Origin of the sequence: Bifidobacterium sp. N5G01, assembly GCF_002742425.1 — a bacterium.
GTDB classification, from domain to species: Bacteria; Actinomycetota; Actinomycetes; order Actinomycetales; family Bifidobacteriaceae; genus Bifidobacterium; species Bifidobacterium hominis.
Genome location: NZ_NJNP01000005.1, coordinates 115,031 through 134,235 on the forward strand (window position 1 = coordinate 115,031; position 19,205 = coordinate 134,235).

Here is a 19,205-nt window from a genome sequence, read left to right on the forward strand (position 1 = left end):
TGGACGGCCGTTTTTCGTCAAGACTGCTACAGTTGCATGTTCGGAGGCGAACGAGCATGACATTACCGACGACATCCGCATCTGAATCAATGCAGCAGGAACAACCGGCACAACAATCAAACAAGCCGAAGCAGCTACAACGTAAGCATGATCGTCTCATCACCCGTGACATGGCGTTGGTCATGCTCGCGACCTTCTGTTTCATGTCGAGCAATATGCTTGCCAATCCGATTGTCGCCGGATATGCGGAATCGTTAGGCGCGTCCGGTATGTTGATGGGGGTGGTGGCAGGGTCGATGAGTTTCACCTCATTGTTCTGCCGCCCGATCGCAGGCAATCTTTCCGACAGAACCAGCAAACGTACGCTTGTAACGGCCGGCACAGTGCTTTATTTCACCGCGGGACTGCTGTACTATTTCGCGAACTCCCCCATCATGCTCATCATGGCGCGTGTGATCAACGGTGTCGGTTTCGCATGCTGTTCGGTCTGCTTGGCCACGTGGATGTCGCTTCTGCTGCCGATTCGCCATATGGGTGCCGGCATGGGGTTGTACGGCACAATGAACGCGCTAGCCATGGCGGTCGGCCCGGCATTGGGTATTCGCGCGCAGAAGTACATCGGCTACCGACTGACGTTTTTAAGTTCGCTGATATTGGCGGTGATCATGCTGATTGCCACGTTAATGGTGAAGAATGGCGGACAGCCGGTACGCAAAAAGCAGCCTTCCACAACGGAGAATCCCTCCCTTGCCGTAGACATTGACGGTTCTGCTGGCGCAACCAAAAAACATCATCTTTCGATCCGTTCGATTTTGGAACCACGCGTGGTGCCGTTGTCGTTGACGTTCATGATGTTCGCCATAGCGTATTTCGCGAACCAATCATTCATAATGAACTATGTCGAGGCACGTCATCTGCCGGTGTCGGCCGACCTGTTTTTCATGTTCTATGCGGTCACGTTATTGGTGTTGAGGCTGGTGTTGCGTGACCTATTCGACAGTAAGGGCTTCCGTTCTTGGCTTACGCTCTGCTCATTGGGCATGCTGGCGATGCTCGCGTGTATGACGTTCCTGTTCAACGATTGGATGCTGTTGTTGGCTGCGTTTTTCACCGCCGTCGGATATGGCTTGATGAGTTCAGTCACGCAGGCGCAGGCCGTAGTGATCGCCGGCCGCGAGCGCAGTGGTATTGCGAATAGTACGTATTATGCGGGTATTGATTTGGGTATGTCGGTTGGTCCGTTTGTGGGTGGTTTGGTGTATGGGCGTTTGCCGGTTGTGTGGTTTTATCCGGTGTTTATGTTGACGGTTCCTGTTGCTTGGTTGATTTATTGGTTGTGTGTGAGACGTGTTTCGCGGTAGTTGTTGGATGATGGTGTGAAGTTTCTGACTTGCTTGTTCGAAACTTCGTTGCCGGATTTCGGATTACGGAAGTGAGTGGGAGTTTACTTGCGTTTTTGAGCCGTGGGCTGAACGGTTGTGTTTCGTATTTGTGATTGCGATTGGGGTTACTATGGCGGGTAACGTAGAACGGCCGTTGTCAGGAGGCGACTTATGAAGACGTTGGTGTTGGTGTTTCATCCGCATGTGGAGGATTCCCACGTTAATCGTAAGCTGATGGATGTGGCCGAAAAGGTCGATGGCGTGACTGTGGTGGATGAGTATGCCGCCTATCCGGATTTCAAAATTGATGTGGAACGTGAGCATGCGTTGCTGCAGGAGCATGACCGCATTGTGTTGCAGTTCCCGTTTTACTGGTATTCGGCTCCGGCACTGCTTAAGCAGTGGGAGGATGACGTGTTGAATATCGGCTGGGCTTATGGTGATTATGCGTTGGAGGGCAAGGAGATCATGGTGGCTGTTTCCACTGGCGCGCCGGCTGAATGCTATACGCATGATGGTAGTCAGGCGAGAACTATGGAAGAGTTGCTGTCGCCGTATGAGGCCATGTCTCGTTATGTACACGCCTCCTATCGTGAACCGTTCCTCGTGCATGGTGCGGCCACGTCCACTGAAGAGCAGCTCGATGAAATCATTGCCCGATATCCCACCTTCCTAACTGGGCGCTGAAAACGGTTGTAACTCGTACCGTGTCTCCAACATCTCACGGTACGAGTTTCTTTCCGTACTCGCTCGAGGAGCGTGGCTGGGTGGAAGACGGGTTCGACGGGTTCCTATTATCCCCTGCCCAGATGGCTGGTCTACATGTGCGTGGGCGGCTGAGCTGGCGGACTGCTGTACGGCGGCAAAACGGACTGAAGGGGCAAGTTCGACCGGATCCGAACGCCAGTGCCAGATCGCGGGGGACGATCCGCGGTTCGGTCGGTCCGACGTCGGCGAACGGCCTCGCTCAGACGAATTCGAGCTTCTTATGTTCCCGGGCGCATTGCACCAGATACGGATTGATGAGGTTCTGATATGGAATGCCAGTCTCCTTGGACATGTCTTTGAAGTATTCGATCGCTTACCCCGCGAGGTTCATGGTCACCGGCCTGCGGGCCGCAACGGCATAGGGGTTCGCCTTCGCGTCGCTAAAATCATATTCGTCGCGCGTGTTAACGTCCTTTTCTTGCATATTGCCCGCTCTCGCGGCGGGTGGTCTTCATACCGGATACTTCTTTCACCTTCAGCATGTAGACACCTTGCTTCGGCTCATGCAGCATTCCATATTTACCCCCTTCATAATCCACAAGGCTTTACCCGCCAATACCTGCGAGCGCCATTTTGTATGCGTTGCGGGCCGTGCTGTAACTGCTTGGCATTTTGCCGACTTTTTGTGGATCGTATTGGCATGCTGTCAGGTTCATGTAGTATTGGCGCATGATTTCGTCGAAGTGTTGTTCGACGAAGTTTTGTGGGCTTGTTTTCCATTGTAGGGTGTTTGCGTCGGAGACTGGCGGGATTAGGGTGAGTGGGATCCATGTGAGTGCTATTAGGTTCTGTATGGGTGCGTCTCCTCCGTCGTTGCTTTTCCATTCCACTCGGTCGGCGATTTGTTTGTTTTGGAGGCGTAGTTGTTGTGAGAGTGTGTCGAAGTATCCTTTTTGGTTGGCTTTTGTTCCTGTGGTCAGCTGTGCGTTGTTGTTTCTCGCTTCGCAGATTTCCAATAGATTGTTGCGGAATTCCGTCACGCACATCCTGTCGTCCGGATCAGTCGGGACGATGAGTTCCATTGGAACATAAAAGGATAGGTCTCCTTCGGCTGTCGTTTCGGGCGCAATCCCATCTTCGTCTTTGCGGACGGCTTTCTGATATTCGTCGATATTGGACCGGTATTGCGTCCAGAAAGCCTTGAATATGCCTCATGTCTTTTGGCCGCGAGGCAGTTTCCCTCCGGTGAAGTCCAAGGCACGCTTCAGGATCAGCAGTCCGATGACGAGGGTATTGTGCCCGCCATCGAGGATTCCTTCGATGTTCCTGCTGTCGAAATGTATGCGCACCCGGTCCCTATCGAGGTTTTCGTATCTCGACGAGACAAGCAGAATGCCTTTGGTCTTGAAGGGAAAAAGCTCCGGCCCACATTCGATGGAATCCTGAATGGCTTCGTGCCCTGCCCTTTTGTTTTGCGAGCAATCATCCCACTTTTCTTCCGCGGGATCAATCCCCTACAAGCGCGTGTCGCCCTAGTTTTTGCATTCGATTGCATTTTCCCTATATGCGGCAATCCGAACAACCGGCGCCCATCTTGGCCCACGCAAGGCATCCCCACTGAAGGACACGCAAGAATCAGCCCATGCCGCCGTATTCCGTTCCAGCCTTTCCGGCTATTTGACTTGGTGGATTTTGTTGCCTTTAACCATGTAGGCACGTCGGGCCATGTCGATCATGGGCTGGTCGAATCGGCTGTCTGTGTAGAATTCGTCCACTCGAACGTTGTCTCCGTAGAGTTCGCAGAATCGTTTGGGCTTGTTGGTGTTGAAGTTGAGGTAGTTTACGTTCAACGTGTTGCCGTCGATGGTGGACGAGACCAAATGTTGCACGCCAAGCCTGCGGCAGGCCTCGCCCACGGTGATGTCGAACGAGGCGGTGAGGATCACATCGTCTTCGCGTGGCTCATACCAGGGTTTGATGCGCTTCATGTTCTGATCCCAGAAGGTGTTGACCAATTCTTCGAATTCCAACGATTCGGCAAGTTCGCTTAAATATCCGTGGCATAGTTTGCCCACACCGTATTCCATTTGGTCGAGCGTGACTCGTCCGAGCTTGTATTTGATGGCGTACCGCAGTACCGGGGCGATGTACCGCAATACCTTCGGATTGTATTTGGCCGAAAACAGGTACAGGTCGAACAGGCTTTCTCCGTCATAGATGGTTCCGTCGAAATCGAACACACGCATGTAAGCAGCTCTCACTTCCTCGTACGCGCGCATCCAATACGCGCCATTGCAACTCATGCTAAAGCCCGAAGGCTGATTCCTTCTTACATGAAGGTGAACGGCCGGCGACCGCAATGTGCATGAATTGCACATCTCAATGCACATTCGGTTCATGTCACGTTCGGAAGGAGAAACCACGGCAACATAGTCGGACCGTTACTCGCCCCATAGAAGCCGTTCGCGCTACTGATACTCCTCATCGAACAACGGCTGGGCCTTCGTGTCGATGAGCTTGGCGAATTCCAGATCCTCATCTCGTTCCGCTCGACTATCCTCCCATGGTAATTCATTTAGGCTAGAAACCGTGGTGGATGTCGTATATCCTGCAGGTTGGTTCCATGTCGAACGTGACCGTGTCGAACTGTTCGGGATGGTGCACGAACGTATCGATCAGCTTCCATTGACGACGGCTGATGCCGATACGATAGTCCGGGCGAACCATAAGCACCGGCGCTTTCGGCTGGAGTTCCTCCAAGAGCTGCGCGCGCTGTTCGAAGCATTCATCATCGTCGATCCATACGATCGGCGCGGGTTCATTCTCTTCGCATTCGATGCGTACGCGTCGTTGGATGGTCTGCCATTTGCCCGTCTCACGTCCCCATTTGGTGACGGGATCATACCAGGTGACGACATCGACCAGCATGGGATCCCAGCCGAGCATCAGGTCGAGGATCTGATTGCAGTACGGCTGCCAGGTGGACAGCCACCACAATTCCACGATACCGTCGACCGCCAACGCATACATCGCGTCGGACAGTTCGCTGGACCAATGAATACGCCATGATCCTACGGGCGTGTGGGCTTTTTCGTTGCCGTCCAAGTGGAACGCTTTTTCCGGATCATACATTTTCACGTAGGGACTGTCGGGCTTCGCCCAGGTCATGACCTTGTTCACGCCGCCCCTGCGCAGAAGCTTGTCATCCGGGAATGCGTTGAGCACCCCATCGAAATCCGTGAACACCACAGGTTTGGAAAACATTTTCAAATCCGCCATCACCACCCCCCTTTTGATCGCCAACCATCTTCTGGTCTTGACTCTACGGCTTCCTCACTACGTTTTACCTGACAAATACTGACAGCATCGCCATCGTTTTATTTGCTACACTCGAATTGGTTCGGCACGAACGCCGAACGACCGCAGGCACGAGCATAGGCAACCGCAAACATGGTCCATAGATGCGCAAAACATGATGCGCGGACGCATCCAAAAAAGCGGTCACCATCACGCAAAGGAGCGAAACATGGCAGACGAATCATCAAAGATTCCAGAGAAAACCGTCGAACAAATCTTCGACGAACGTTATCCCCTCGACAAATGGAAGGATTCAAACTACTCGATACTCGATAAATTCTCAATGCGCGGCCGCAAAGGCTTCGTCACCGGAGCCGCAGGCGGTCTAGGACGCAACGCCGCAGCCGCACTCGCCCAAGCCGGAGCAGACGTCGCACTAGTCGACCTGCCCAGCCAAGAAGACAAGCTCACCGAACTGGCGAAAGACATGCGCGAACGTTTCGGCACCAACGTCATCGCGCTCACCTGCGACGTCACCGATACGGTACAAGTCGCGGAACTCAAAACGCAATTGGTGGAACAGCTGGGCACCGTCGACTTCGCGTTCCTCAACGCCGGAGTCAACGTACCGGGAGATGACCAAGACGCCACCGAAGAAGTATGGACGCGCACCATCAACATCAACCTCAACGGCACCTACCGTACCGGCCGCATCGCACATGAAATCATGCGCGAACACGGTCATGGCGGCTCACTGATCTTCACAGCCTCCCTGTCCGGACATAACGCGAACTATATGATGGGAAGTCCGACGCCGGTGAACGCGTATGGCGCCACCAAAGCGGCCATCATGGAACACTCACGTTACCTTGCCGCAGCGCTCGCCAAGGACGGCATCCGTTCCAACACCATCTCCCCCGGATACGTGTGGTCTGGAATTTTCAATGGCCGTATCGACATGCCTGGCCACGACGCCATGCTCGAAGTCGTGCCAATGCACCGTTTCGGCACGAATGACGAGATTGCCAGCACGGTACTCTTCCTCGCCAGCGACGCGTCCTCGTACGTTACTGGCACTGATATTCGCGTAGATGGCGGCTACAGCGTCTTCTAACCTCTAACAACCATCTAGCACGTTGAGGCCGGCCGTGGCTCACAGCCCTCCGACCGACCTCAACAGACGCCTATTCGCGCTTTATATCGGCACGAAGTCCGAAGAACCGTAAGAAGCAATCACGTCGGCATCAATTCGCCAGTAGCCCGACAGCATTTGACGTTTCCGTTGTTGTCGGATGCCGATCTGACTGTGCATCGTTTGTATGGTGCGTATGGTGAGAAGAAATTATACGGCAAGGTCTATGAGGGTGTAATTCGTTCGACTTTCGTGATCGATGGTGATGGAGTGATTCGTGTGGCCCGAATCCATCCTCGCTACAGCAATCACGAACGCTTCTTGGGAATCCTTGTACAAGCCGGTTCCCACGGCGGAGCACATCGCGCCGCCAAGGCCGCCGAACTCGTTTACTGCGACGTTTTCGACAGGGATGCCCAGCACGTCGGCAAAGACAAAACATCATCACCTCGATGTGCATTGTCCTCATCTCGCTTATGCATGGCAGATTCGCGGACTTGTACGGAGGCATCTCAGCTATGCCACAAGTCATCGCTCAACCTCTTTCCAACCATGATTGCGGCCAAGAGAACGCCCACTTGGCCGCAATCACAAAACCTACACATCGAGAAAACCCGAAGAATGATACGAGCTGTCATCCGCAACCGGAACATCATCCTGTTCTTATCCTGCAACAACAATCACTGCTATGTTGCCGAAGCCTACGACTACAGACCAAGCAAACGGTTTCCGGAATCACTCCCATCTTGCTGATACGACGCTTCTCACACGCGTACCCCGCCTGTGGATGCTCTCGGAAAGAACACTCTCATTCACAAGAGATGCAGGAATGTAATCACCCGTCCGCTCATCTTTCTTGTTCACCTGTTCCGACAAGCCCAACGCCCACCGCTCATCACCAGCAAATAAAATCAAGCCACTTTTCGCAGATTCCACCACATAGGCAGCACTCGCCACATGGTTGAAGGCCTCACCTGCTATATCCAGTTTTGATTTTGCATGACTCCGCCGCTTTTCGTATGACGTGTTCCTGTCGCTATGTCTATGGGTGTAGTCCACGCGCTTCGCCGTAAAATTCCTTCGTATGATGTCGTCATAGAAATCCGATTGCCGGGCACGACGTCCCTTATGGAAGTCCATGTAGTATTCAAACCCACATAGATGGGCAAAACGCCTTTAGTAAACCTGATGGCAACTTCGCTACCGTCATCACATTGAAGAATCAACCGTCCCGAGGAAAACAACCGGGCATATGCGGGACGGATTTCGTCCCTTACTTTCCGAAGCCACTCCGCCTTCTCTTTGCTGTGGTCAGCCATCATTGCCCTCCGAATAAAAAGAAGGGAACAGATCTTTTCGGATCTGTTCCCTTGACGGGTCTGACGCCCACTGCTTGGGCGGTTCGCCACGCTCTCGCGGGACGTTTCGCTCACCCTTCCGCTTTCCAACGGTTTCGCACGGGTGGTATGCTACGCCTCCCTTACGGTTTCCACGTCTCCGACGTGGCGGAGGTATCCGGCAGTGACCTCTCGCAAGCCTTCCGCCGCCCCGACCGACGGCAAGCCGGTTTGGGGAATGGCACAAAACTTGTCATCCCAATAATAGCCCATGCACAAACAAAACCGTTCCGCTCACATCGAAATATTCGATACCGCGCTTGCTTTGGAACGAGAAAAATAGATCGTCGCGCAACGAGTCAAGCAAGCCGCGCGCACGTAAGGCGGGTATGATGACACCTATTCGCGCTTTGTATCGGCACGAAGTCCGAAGAACGGTAAGGAGCAATCATGTCCGACATCAATTCGCCAGCAACCCCAGCAGCGCAGGACTCCCGTACATCTGCACGACTCGAAGCGGGGCAGACGGCCCCGGACTTCACACTTCCCAGCGACAACGGCGATAGCATCGCGCTCTCCGCATTGCGCGGCCAGAATATCATCCTATACTTCTACCCTGCCGCGATGACTCCTGGCTGCACTACTGAGGCCTGCGACTTCCGCGACAACCTCGCACGCCTGCGCTCCCGCGGATTCACTGTGCTCGGCATATCAAAGGATCCGCTGGACAAGCTCGTCCGGTTCCGCGAGCGCGATCATTTGACGTTTCCTTTGTTGTCGGATGCTGATTTGACTGTGCATCGTTTGTATGGTGCGTATGGTGAGAAGAAATTGTACGGCAAGGTCTATGAGGGTGTAATTCGTTCGACTTTCGTGATCGATGGTGATGGAGTGATTCGTATCGCTCGGTACAACGTGCGCGCGAAGGGTCATGTTGATTCTTTGCTGCGGGCGCTCGACAAGCTTGATGGTTCCGTTTTCTAGTTTGGAATGCGATGCCGCTTTGTTTATAGATCAGCTTTTTCATGCGAATGACGCAAGCAGCGTCAGTAGCGGGTAGATGCCGAATTCCTGATAGCGGTCGTGCAGTGTGCCGATGTCTTCGAATATGGTCTCTTCGACAAGCCTTTCGAAGGTCTCGTAACGGCGCGGGGCACGGCCTCGTAAGAGAAGAGGAGAAGCGCGATGAGACTCAGACTTCCAACAATAAATCATCGTCTTCCGACATGTCAGTCCACGGCTCGCGTGTGCGGTTTGCTTGATCGTGTTGGCGATGCGTTGGCTGAGGAGCGTGAACGTTTGGAGTTGAAGGCGATTGAAATGCTGAAGGGCCGAAGCGTCTTGCGCAGCCGGAGCCGGTGGATCATGCTTGGTGGGATGATGGTTCCGGCGTGTACAGCATCGGCCGAGGGAGCCGGTAGGCTGGGTGTGTAAATCCAGCAGAGAGGAACGTGCCATGGTGACGCGTCGTAATGATGAGCGGACGGTTGCGGGAAGGCATCGCATGATGAGGCGTGCCGACCGTGAGGTAACCGAACCACAGCAGATTGATGCGATTATCGCAACGTGCAAGATCGTGAATATTGCATACACCGATGCGGAGGGCATCACCATCGTGCCGTTGAATTTTGGATACGTATTCGACACGGAATCCAATCATCTCACCTTGTATTTCCATGGTTCTGCGACCGGGCGCAAGATGGACGCGGTCAAGGCCGCGGGCAACGCGCTTCCTGTAGCATTCGAAATGGCGACTGACTGCGAGGTGGTCGAGGGGCGCACGCTGTGCAATTGGGGCGAGGCGTTCAAGTCGATCGTCGGCAATGGTACTGCGTCCATCATCGACGATCTTGACGAGGCGCGCCAGGGGCTCGCACTGCTGATGAGACAGCAGGCCGGTATGGAGCATGTGGAGTTCACCGACCAGCAGGTATGCGCCGTCACCGTATGGAAGGTGGAAGCGGACTACTTCACCGCCAAAGTGCGCGAAAAGCCCCAGCTGCATACGCACTGACCTCATACCTCACCTGACGCAATGATGCGCTGCTTCCAAGCCCGAGGATGGGAATTGGGAACAGCGCATCAGATGTAAAACGCTAGACCGAAGTCCGGCTGCGGCCAAGTTGCAAGTCAGGCCGTAACCCGGTCGAGATAAGGTTTTAAATCAAGCCTTCCGGCGGGAACGCCGCGCGTAGCTTCCTCCAAGTATCGCGGAGGACACCATCACGACGGTCGCCACGATGGCGGGCGTCACGTTCGAACCGGTTTTGGCGAGCTTGACTGCATCGCCGCCGTTCGCGGACGATTTCACCGGATGCTCCCGCTGGCCGTTCGCATGATTCGCACCCGGAGCCTTCTGCGAATCATCTGGTGTCGATTCATGGCCTGGCGTTTCAGGCTGATCTTCCTCATCCGTCAGTCGGGCATCAACCGTGGTTCCCTTACCATTCAGACAGCTTTTCAGCTCGCTTTCCTTATACCAGGTCGAACCATCCGCAATTGGCGTGCAGGAATCGTTGAATCCGATTTCCGTCTCGTTGTACAGCATTCTGACCAACGGCTGATACGGCTGCCCCGAAGCGTCCGTACCATCACGCACAACCACATCCCACTGCACATTCGCAGCCATCGGCGTCACACTTTCGCCACGCCACGGATTGTTCTCATACGTGTACAGTTCACTCGCCTGCTGCTGCGATCCAGGCAGCTTCAGCAATGCCGCAAACGGAATAATGGTTTCGGCATGTGCGAATCGGAACGTCGCGGCGGTGCCGGCCCGCTCCCTCGTGTCGATCGCATTGAAGAAATCGTCGAGCAACGGCTGGGCGATGCGGTAGGTCTCATCCTGACCTGCGCGCCCCGGTCCCTTCTCGTAGAAGTCCTCGGCATCAAGCGACCAAGCAAACGTCTTCGCATCCTGGGCGTGCTGACCTTGGAAGTACTGGTCGAAATTGAACGTGTGGGATCCGGTGTTCTCCTGTTCCATATCGGCCGCGATGATGTACAGATTGTACAAATCCATTGCCGCGTCCTGTTCCGACGCGATCTTCTTCTTGGCGTCACCGCACGCGTTCGCATCCTTGGCAGGGTCGGCGCCGGCAGCGCAATTGGCCGCGCCCTTCTTCGTGCCGTCAGCCGTGTTGTACCAGATGCGCTGGCCTTCCTCCTTGCCGATGGACGCGAGGAAATCGTCAGTGAAGATTTGAGAGAGCAGATCATGCGAAGCGGTGGTCATGGATGGATCGTTCGTCACGTTTTCCTCAGCTTTGGCGATGCCCTCATCATTCGCGACGAACTGCTGGTAACGTTCCGCGCGCTCCTTGGCCTCGCCCGTTTTCTGCGTACCATCCGGATTATCGGTCTTATGGAAATACAACGTGGTGGTGTTCTTGTCGAAATCCTTGCCGGAATTGTTATCCGCAGGATTATTCGGTGCTACAACCGCATTCGCCAGCAAACCGTTGGAAGCCTGATCGAATCCTAGTTTGAAATTCTCTCCGGATTCGGTTGCACGAGGCTCACCCGAGCTCTGGTATGAGACGCGCAGTCCCTGATTTGCGGCATTGGCGAACAGATCAGCATCACGCTGGTATATTCTCTCACCAATGCCCTGATGCTGTATGGCGCCCTGACCAGAGAGCATGCCATACCCGTTGCCTACGTTGGCCGCGGTAATGGCATTGACATTGTTGATGAATTCCTTGCCAACCTCTGGGCTAACGAATCCAGCATAATTGTTTTCCGCAGCGGACTGAGCCATCAGCGCCAGCAAAGCGTCATACTTGTAGCTCGACAGGCCACGCGAGCCATGCCTTGCCACAGACTCGGTGTATGCAAGATGGTATCTGTTCGGAATTGCTGAATATGATGTGCTCGCCGGTGCAACATACGGCTGCTTGCTGCTGTAATACCGGGCGGTTCCTTCCCCAGCCAAAGCCGCTGGCGTTGCGAGCATGGCCGCTGCCACTACAGCGCTTGTCAACGCGAGCATGCCACCGCCCACCGATTTGGTACCGCGTTTGCGCCAGGCTCCTACCTGCCGCTGTCCCTTTGTTGCCGTATGGTTTTTCGCCATTATCCTCATTCTTCTACCTCTTCTGCTTTGCCACATTGAAGCTGTCAGACAAGCCAGCCCGGGCGACAAAATAGGCTTGGAAGGCGAACACGCAACGCCTTAAACGTGAACGATCAACAAACAATCCGCGAACGCAAATAAATGTCGCTTCCGTCAATCGCCGACCGCAAGAGACGTTCATGGAGCGGCGGATTCCCTTATATTCCGACAAAACCCGTACTGTTATGCGACACGCAATAACAGTACGGGTTTTCTGTGTTACTGTTATATATAACAGCTGAACAGTTTGCATCTAACTGTTCAGCTGGGAGATATATCACCTACGGAATATACAGAAAAAGAGGCACAGATTGAAGCTGATCATCTCATCCGTGTCCGGAGAACCGATTTACGAACAGATCAAGAGCCAAATCAGGTCCGTGATCATGTCGGGCGAGCTTACGGCAGGCGAGGCGCTTCCCTCACTGCGCAAGCTCGCCAAGGAACTGCGCGTCAGCGTGCTCACCGTGACCAGAGCGTATAACGAACTGGCCGACGAGGGGCTCGTGGAGAATGTACAGGGCAAAGGCACATTCGTGATGGAACGAGGCAACGAACTCATGAAGGAACGTGCGCGTGAACGCATCATGGACAAGCTCCGTGAAGTTTCCATCGAGGCCAAAGCCGCCGACATCAACCTGCTTGATCTGCTTGGCATGTTCGAGAAAGCGTACAGGGAACAATCATGAACGATTCCTCACTCCCCCAAGGAACACGGCCAACCTAGGCCTTGAGCGTAACCGGATTGACGAAGCATTATGATTCCGGCTTCACATTGGATGACGTGACCTTCGACCTGCCGTCCGGCTACATCATGGGTCTGGTCGGTCCGAACGGAGCCGGCAAATCCACGTTGATCAAACTGATCCTCAATATGACCACGCGAGACGCGGGACGAATCGAAGTGCTCGGCCTTGACGCGATGGCCGATGAGGAGCGGGCCAAAGAGCAGCTGGGCGTAGTGCTCGACAGCAGCTATTTCATCGAATACATGACGGTCGACGCGGTGGAACGGACAAGCAGCCCAATGTACCCGCTGTGGGACCACAATCTGTTCGACGCATACCTCAGACGGTTCGGACTCGGACGGAACAAGAAGATCAAGGATCTGTCGCGCGGCATGCAGATGAAGCTCATGCTCGCCGTGGCGTTGAGCCACGATGCGAAACTGCTGATTCTCGACGAGCCGACCAGCGGTCTGGACGTACTGTCCCGCGACGAGCTCATGGACATCCTGTCCGATTATGTTGCGGATGGCGGACACAGCGTAATCTTCTCCACGCATATCACCGCCGATTTGGAGCGTTGCGCGGATTTCCTCGCGTATATAACGAACGGCATGCTGTATTACAGCGGGCCGAAAGACGAGTTCGAAGACGCGTTCCGTCTGGTCAAGGGCGGTCCGGATGAGCTTACTGATGGTCTGCGGCGGGCAATGGTCGGCATCCGCACATACGCAACCGGCTTCGACGCGTTGGTCCGCACGCAGGACATCCCACACATCGGCGGCACCGACGGTCTCCTGACACAGCATGCTTCGATTGAAGATGTGATCAGACTGACCAACGCCGCGGCACATACGGCAATCGGCAATACCAACGAAGGAGACGTACGATGAACACGACAGCGAACGCGGACGCCATGACCGCCATCCTTAGGCAGATTTCCTTGGACTGGAACCGCACCATCAGCTACGGGCGGTCGTACATAGCCATCTTCTTCGCGTACGTTCCAGGTTTCACATGCTTGATGGCGGCCACAGGGTCCACTCTCGACAGCGTTGCGGGAGCCGCCATCGGCGGGGCGGCCTCCGGCTTCCTGATGCTTAATATCACCCTGTTCTCCTATGAACAAATGAACAACCATCATTGGATGAACGGCATCGTGCCCATCAACCGCAACCACCAGATCCTCGGACGATTCGCATTCCTTATCGTCTGCGATCTGGTGGCAGGATTGGAAGTGGCCGTCAGCATCGCCTGCGCCGGCATCATCATGCACGAGCCAGTTAAAGTGACGGATGCGATCGGCTTCGCCGCGATGACCGTGCTAACCCTCGTGCTGCTCAACGCCATCGTGCAGCCGTTCCTGTACCGGTTCTCCCCTTATCGCGCCATGGCCGCCATTATTCTGAGCATCGGCGTGATCGGGGGCACAGTCATCGGACTGTGCAAGGCATTGCCGAAACTCGAAAAGACCGTCGAACAGCTGGCCGAGGCGATCAGCCGGCACCAAGCCATTGCGTTAGCGGCATTCTTGATCATCGACGTACTCGCCTTGGCGTTCTCCCGCAAGATATCGCTGCATATTTACGGCAGCAAGGACATCTGAACCGAGCCAGCCGGTAGACTCTTATGGAACGTATTTGGGGTCTTCCGAATCAACGGAAAGCCCCAAATGCATATATCCCCGTACGACGCCGGTTCCTACAATACGGCAGGCGCGTCGTGGAAGTCGAACATGACACCATCTGCCAGACCGCAAATCGCCGGCCAATCGGCATCGGACGAATCGTCGTGCATGGCCCATACCTTCATGCCAACCGACTTGGCGGAACGCATGCCGACCAGCAAATCCTCGAACACGGTGCACTCCCCCGGCTCGACTCCGAGACGAGATGCAGCCAACAGATACACGTCCGGCCGGTCTTTGCCGACATCGCCGGCATCATCGACGCTGACCACTTCATCGAAGTAGTCGAAAATACCAACATGCTTCATCGCCGGCTCTCTCATCATCGGCGGCAGCGATGTGGCAACGGCAAGTTTCGCTCCGCTCCCCTTCAATTGAGCGAGATATTCGCGCGCATATGGCTTGGCTTCGACCACTGTGGAATACATGACGCGAGCCATATGATCCCACTCGTCCATCAGCTCTTCGGGAGTGTCGGATAGATCAAAACGCGCGATCGTATATTCGGCGATCTGACGGAATTGCATGGCTGCAACTTTCGTCATGTAATCGTCCGGCACGTCAATGCCTCGTTTTGAAAGAAAATCGATGTCAACCTGATCCCATACGCCCATGGAATCAAGTAGCGTGCCGTCAAGATCGAAAATGGCGCCTTTGCCTTGGTTGCTTGCCATCGATATCCTGCCTTTCGATTCTTATTCAAAACTGCTCACGCAGTTTTTGATGGTCGATTCCTGTTTCACGGGGTCCTTTATTATTGTGCGTCCTACGTTAATCGAGAACCGATGATTTGAGCAGTTCTTCGGCATGTTCCAGCGAGGCTTCGCTTTCGCTGCCGGACAGCATGCGTGCGATCTCATGCACACGATCGCCGCCACGCACCTGTTTGATGGTGGTTTCGACCGACCCATCTTTCGTTTCGCCTTTCGCGACAACATATTGCTCGTCGGCCCAGGATGCGACCTGCGGCAGATGGGTGACGACTATGACCTGCGCGGATTGAGCGAGTTTCGCCAATCGTGCGCCAAGTTCCACCGCGGTTTTGCCACCGACACCCGCATCGACCTCATCGAAAATGAACGTCATGGGAGGTACGGAACCGCCCGCCACCACATGTTTTTCAGCGGCGACGAGTTCGAGTGCCAGCATGAGTCGGCTCAGCTCGCCACCAGACGCGCTTTTGCCCATCGGCATTTGCGGTGAGCCGGGAAACGGTGTGAACAGAAAATCAATGTCGTCAGCACCGGAGGCATCCAAATGTTCTCGTTCCGATACGCGGATTTCCAACTTTGATCCACTCATGGCCAGTGATTCAAGTTCCGCGGTGACTTTGGCGGCGAGCTCTTTCGCCGCGGCGGTACGTCTTTTGCTTACCGCACGTGCCGCTTTCAACGCTTCACCAAACAGTTTCTCGCGTTCCTCCTGCAATTGGCCGACTTTTTCCGGAGATGCATCCAAGTCTTCCAAGTCGAACACCGCTTGATCCCTCCACGCGATCACGTCCGACAGTTCCGGCCCCCAACGACGAACCAATTCGTCAAGCTCATGGATACGTCCATTGATGGCGTCCAAGTCTTCCATGCCGAGATCATTGTCGACTTCGCCCGACAAGGTAAACACCACATCAGACAAATCAGTACTGATGGAATCAAGCCGATCGGCCAATTCCGAAAACACGCCGTCCACGTGAATGGCACGAAGCGCCTGCGACGCGCGATCAATCAGATCGGTGGCGCTGGATGATTCAACATCGTCAACAACCTGCGAAGCATCCAACGCACTCAACGCACGGTTCACCCCTTCGGCAATCTCGGCCGCGTTCTCAATGCGATCACGGCGAGCACGCAACTCGGCCATCTCCCCCGGCTGCGGATCGATGCGGTTGATTCGTTCGATGGACTCGCGCAGGTAGTCCGCCTGCTGACGCATGGACGACTCCTGGCTCGACAATCGCTCCAACCGATCATCCATGGCACGAAGCGCATTCCAAGCTTTGCCGTATGCGGCCAACGCCACGTCATCGCCGGCATAGCGATCCAAAAACTCACGTTGTCTTACGGAAGAAGCGATACGCAGCTGGTCTGCCTGACCATGAATCGTCACCAGCTCCGCTGCGATCGACCCCAGTACGGAACGAGGCACGCTACGCCCTGACAGCATGCTGCGGGAACGACCGGAGGCAGGCACCTTGCGAGACAGGAACAGTTCTCCGTCTTCAGGTTCGAAACCCGCCTCGTGCGCCGCGGCAACCGCCGCAGGCGATGAGGCGACCTCGAACACGCCCTGCGCCCACGCTTCGTTCGCTCCAACCGATACGCGGCCACCGTCGGAAGGGCCGCCGGAAATCAGCCGGATCGCACTGAGCAGCATCGATTTGCCGGCACCCGTCTCACCGGTGATCGCCGTCATACCGCCGGCAGGTGCGATCAATGCCGAACGGATCGGCCCAAGATTATGAATCTCAAGTTCTTCAAGCATCAGTGTTTTTACTCGTTCGCTTCTTTATCTTCCGGAGACACGTGGCCACGATGTACTTCCCCGGTTTTACGTGCCTGTTCGCGCCATCCGACAACAGGAAGATCGAATTTCGTGACCAAGCGATTCGTGAAGGGCACGCCGGAAAGACGGGCCAGACGCAAGGTGCTCTTCGATTCGCGCACTTCGACGCGCGTGCCTCGTGGCAATGCGCGTTGGCGGCGGCCATCGCAGCAGATCCAGCCGTCCGACGTGGAATCCTCGAGAATATCGATGGCGAACGTGGAACCGGAACCAATAATCAACGGACGGGCGAACAAGGCATGAGCCGCCAATGGCACCAACTGCAACGCCTTCACGTTCGGCCACATGATCGGCCCTCCTGCGGAAAACGCATACGCAGTGGAACCGGTCGGCGTCGATACAATCACGCCATCGCAGCCGAAGGAGCTCATTTCCACATCATCCACGCGAATCGACAATTCGACCATTTTGCCACGGTCGGCACGCTCCAGCGTGATGTCATTCAACGCCCAATCGCCAATCGGCTCATTCGCCCCCGGCAGCCACACGTCAACATGCGCGATCATGCGTTCATCGATGGAATAATCATGCTCGGCAACCCTGCGGATCGCCTCACTCATCTGGAAGCTTTCAAATTCCGCCAAAAAACCGACATGTCCCAAGTTCACGCCAAGAATCGGCACGCTGGTGCAGTGCACCAGTTCGGCCGCTCGAAGAATGGTGCCATCCCCGCCGAGCACCACCACAATTTCGGTTCGTTCGGGAACCACCGGCGACTGCCTGCCGAAGTCCGGCGCCTCGATATTGTCGATGATCGACACTTCGAAACCGGCCTGGGTCAGCTGCTCGACCGCCTCCTCAACCACCGTTCCGCTCTCTCTCAGGCGACTATGTGTCACCACCACCGCATGACGGGTACCGAACATCGTCAATCCCTTTCCAGCAAAGGAAACGTCCTATGAAAAACGCCTATGAAGACGCCACCGACCTCCAGTGTAATCGAACAAATGAACGAAAACCGGCAATGCGCGTCGGAAACATGCCAAAACCCGCGGAAATACCCCAAATCCGCCTCCAATGCAAGCCACGAATCAGGAATGTCAGCCGTCAAATAGCCTGTTAGTCGCACATATGCCTACAATAGCTCACAGGAAAGAAGACCAACACATCATAAGAAAAGGAGAGAGGAACGGCATGTCAAACCTCGTCTTTGACGAGTCCTCCTCCAATCGTGAGGCCTCGCATGGCTACGCATGGTGGTTCTCGGGAGATACTTTCGAGAAGGCCATGGCGGAAGACCGCAAGCCGCGCAAACGCGGCCTCATGCACCGACTCGTCAACCATCCGGGCTGCCTGACCATCTTCTACTTCCTGACGCTCGCGACGTTGTCCACTACGTTGCTGATGACACCCATCGCCACACCGAAAGACGAAACCACCACGTTCACTACCGCGTTCTTCACCGCGGTATCCGCCATTTCCACATGCGGCATCTCCATCGTCAACTCCACCACGCATTGGACCACCTTCGGCCAAGGCGTGCTCATCTTCGCCGTGCAGATGGGCGGCCTTGGCGTCATGACGTTCGCCTCCTTGATCGCATTGGCCGTGAACCACCATCTCAAGGCCACGCAACGCATGCTGACCGCCAACGAACTCGGCACCACGAAGCTCGGTGAAATCAAAGGCGTGCTCACCGTGGTCATCACCACCGCGTTCGTCATCGAAGGCATCACATTCGTCGCATTGTTCCCCGGCCTCTACAAAGTCAACCACGGCAATGTGCGCCACACATTGTGGGAATCGCTGTTCTTCGCGGTCATGGCGTACAACAATGCCGGCTTCACCCCCGACGGAGCCGGGCTGCATGTCAACAACTGGGCGGTCGGCCTGCCGATCCTGGCCAGTGCTTTCTGCGGAACCCTCGGCTTCCCGGTGTTGTTGAACCTGATGCGCTCCTGGCGCATGCGCCGTCCTCCGAAGCGCTGGAGCCTGCACACCAAGCTCACACTGACCACCACGTTCTGCATTGTGATCGCCTCGTTCACGTGGTTCCTGCTGATGGAATGGAACAACAAGCTGCTGTTCGCCGGAGACGGCATCGAGCCGCGCCTCTGGCACGCCATGGTCGCGGCCGTCATGCCACGAAGCTCCGGATTTGACCTGTCGTGGATGCCAGGCGTCAGCGACGCAACCAAAGTGTTCCTGTCCATCGTCATGTTCATCGGCGGTGGCAGCACCTCGACCGCAGGTGGCATCCGCGTCACCACGTTCGCGGTGATTCTGCTGACTTGTCGTGCCGCATTCACCGGACGCCACGACAT

General features: G+C 55.3%; 16 protein-coding genes and 1 pseudogene. 10 read left to right on the forward strand and 7 right to left on the reverse strand.

Going from position 1 to position 19,205, the window contains the following annotated elements; genetic code table 11:
• Window positions 1-89: 89 nt before the first annotated feature.
• Both CE168_RS08065 and CE168_RS08070 read left to right on the forward strand, forming a co-directional pair.
• Window positions 90-1,361, forward strand: a complete 1,272-nt coding sequence (locus CE168_RS08065; protein ID WP_099571896.1) for an MFS transporter — start codon at window positions 90-92, stop codon at window positions 1,359-1,361.
• A gap of 192 nt (window positions 1,362-1,553) precedes the next feature.
• Window positions 1,554-2,069 carry an NAD(P)H-dependent oxidoreductase gene (locus CE168_RS08070; protein WP_099571897.1) on the forward strand — a complete coding sequence of 172 codons (516 nt, stop codon included), beginning with the start codon at window positions 1,554-1,556 and terminating at the stop codon, window positions 2,067-2,069.
• Window positions 2,070-2,695: 626 nt separating this feature from the next.
• Here the strand turns inward: CE168_RS08070 and CE168_RS08080 are convergent.
• From CE168_RS08080 to CE168_RS08090, 3 genes are all read right to left on the reverse strand, one after another.
• Window positions 2,696-3,172: a hypothetical protein gene (locus CE168_RS08080; protein ID WP_099571898.1), complete on the reverse strand. Its 477-nt coding sequence runs from the start codon at window positions 3,170-3,172 to the stop codon at window positions 2,696-2,698.
• A 591-nt stretch (window positions 3,173-3,763) separates the two neighbouring features.
• Entirely contained in the window at window positions 3,764-4,336 is a 573-nt protein-coding gene (locus CE168_RS08085; protein ID WP_180753761.1) for a haloacid dehalogenase-like hydrolase, read from the reverse strand.
• 334 nt (window positions 4,337-4,670) lie between these two features.
• Complete coding sequence (locus CE168_RS08090; protein WP_099571899.1) at window positions 4,671-5,369, reverse strand: hypothetical protein; 699 nt, start codon at window positions 5,367-5,369, stop codon at window positions 4,671-4,673.
• Between the two features lie 247 nt (window positions 5,370-5,616).
• On the opposite strand from CE168_RS08090, the gene CE168_RS08095 reads away from it, so the two are divergent.
• From CE168_RS08095 to CE168_RS08120, 4 genes and pseudogenes are all read left to right on the forward strand, one after another.
• Window positions 5,617-6,501, forward strand: a complete 885-nt coding sequence (locus CE168_RS08095) for an SDR family NAD(P)-dependent oxidoreductase (RefSeq protein WP_236824366.1) — start codon at window positions 5,617-5,619, stop codon at window positions 6,499-6,501.
• Between the two features lie 147 nt (window positions 6,502-6,648).
• Window positions 6,649-6,831, forward strand: a pseudogene (locus CE168_RS08100) (redoxin domain-containing protein); the annotation flags it as partial.
• 1,475 nt (window positions 6,832-8,306) lie between these two features.
• Window positions 8,307-8,840, forward strand: coding sequence for a thioredoxin-dependent thiol peroxidase (bcp, locus tag CE168_RS08110; protein WP_099571902.1), 534 nt, complete (start codon window positions 8,307-8,309; stop codon window positions 8,838-8,840).
• A 472-nt stretch (window positions 8,841-9,312) separates the two neighbouring features.
• On the forward strand, window positions 9,313-9,870 hold the full coding sequence (locus CE168_RS08120) for a pyridoxamine 5'-phosphate oxidase family protein (RefSeq protein WP_099571903.1): 558 nt from the start codon (window positions 9,313-9,315) through the stop codon (window positions 9,868-9,870).
• A 150-nt stretch (window positions 9,871-10,020) separates the two neighbouring features.
• Here CE168_RS08120 and CE168_RS08125 read toward each other — a convergent pair whose 3' ends face one another.
• Window positions 10,021-11,931: a histidine-type phosphatase gene (locus CE168_RS08125; RefSeq protein WP_420197459.1), complete on the reverse strand. Its 1,911-nt coding sequence runs from the start codon at window positions 11,929-11,931 to the stop codon at window positions 10,021-10,023.
• A 350-nt stretch (window positions 11,932-12,281) separates the two neighbouring features.
• Between CE168_RS08125 and CE168_RS08130 the strand changes: the two genes are divergently transcribed.
• Genes CE168_RS08130 through CE168_RS08140 form a run of 3 tightly spaced genes read left to right on the forward strand, consistent with a single transcriptional unit; the run spans window position 12,282 to window position 14,301 of the window.
• Window positions 12,282-12,659, forward strand: a complete 378-nt coding sequence (locus CE168_RS08130; RefSeq protein WP_039198517.1) for a GntR family transcriptional regulator — start codon at window positions 12,282-12,284, stop codon at window positions 12,657-12,659.
• Between the two features lie 41 nt (window positions 12,660-12,700).
• Entirely contained in the window at window positions 12,701-13,588 is an 888-nt protein-coding gene (locus CE168_RS08135) for an ABC transporter ATP-binding protein (RefSeq protein WP_180753759.1), read from the forward strand.
• Complete coding sequence (locus CE168_RS08140) at window positions 13,585-14,301, forward strand: ABC-2 transporter permease (RefSeq protein ID WP_099571905.1); 717 nt, start codon at window positions 13,585-13,587, stop codon at window positions 14,299-14,301. The genes CE168_RS08135 and CE168_RS08140 overlap by 4 nt, the downstream gene beginning before the upstream one ends.
• Before the next feature lie 95 nt (window positions 14,302-14,396).
• Here CE168_RS08140 and CE168_RS08145 read toward each other — a convergent pair whose 3' ends face one another.
• From CE168_RS08145 to CE168_RS08155, 3 genes are all read right to left on the reverse strand, one after another.
• Window positions 14,397-15,056 carry an HAD family hydrolase gene (locus CE168_RS08145; protein ID WP_039198523.1) on the reverse strand — a complete coding sequence of 220 codons (660 nt, stop codon included), beginning with the start codon at window positions 15,054-15,056 and terminating at the stop codon, window positions 14,397-14,399.
• A gap of 97 nt (window positions 15,057-15,153) precedes the next feature.
• A complete protein-coding gene (gene recN / locus CE168_RS08150; RefSeq protein WP_039198524.1) occupies window positions 15,154-16,860 on the reverse strand; it encodes a DNA repair protein RecN in 1,707 nt (568 codons plus the stop codon).
• Window positions 16,861-16,868: 8 nt separating this feature from the next.
• Window positions 16,869-17,807, reverse strand: coding sequence for an NAD kinase (locus tag CE168_RS08155; RefSeq protein ID WP_039198526.1), 939 nt, complete (start codon window positions 17,805-17,807; stop codon window positions 16,869-16,871).
• A 268-nt stretch (window positions 17,808-18,075) separates the two neighbouring features.
• On the opposite strand from CE168_RS08155, the gene CE168_RS08160 reads away from it, so the two are divergent.
• Window positions 18,076-19,205 (forward strand): potassium transporter TrkG (locus CE168_RS08160; RefSeq protein WP_099571906.1); only part of this gene is annotated, 1,130 nt, incomplete at its 3' end.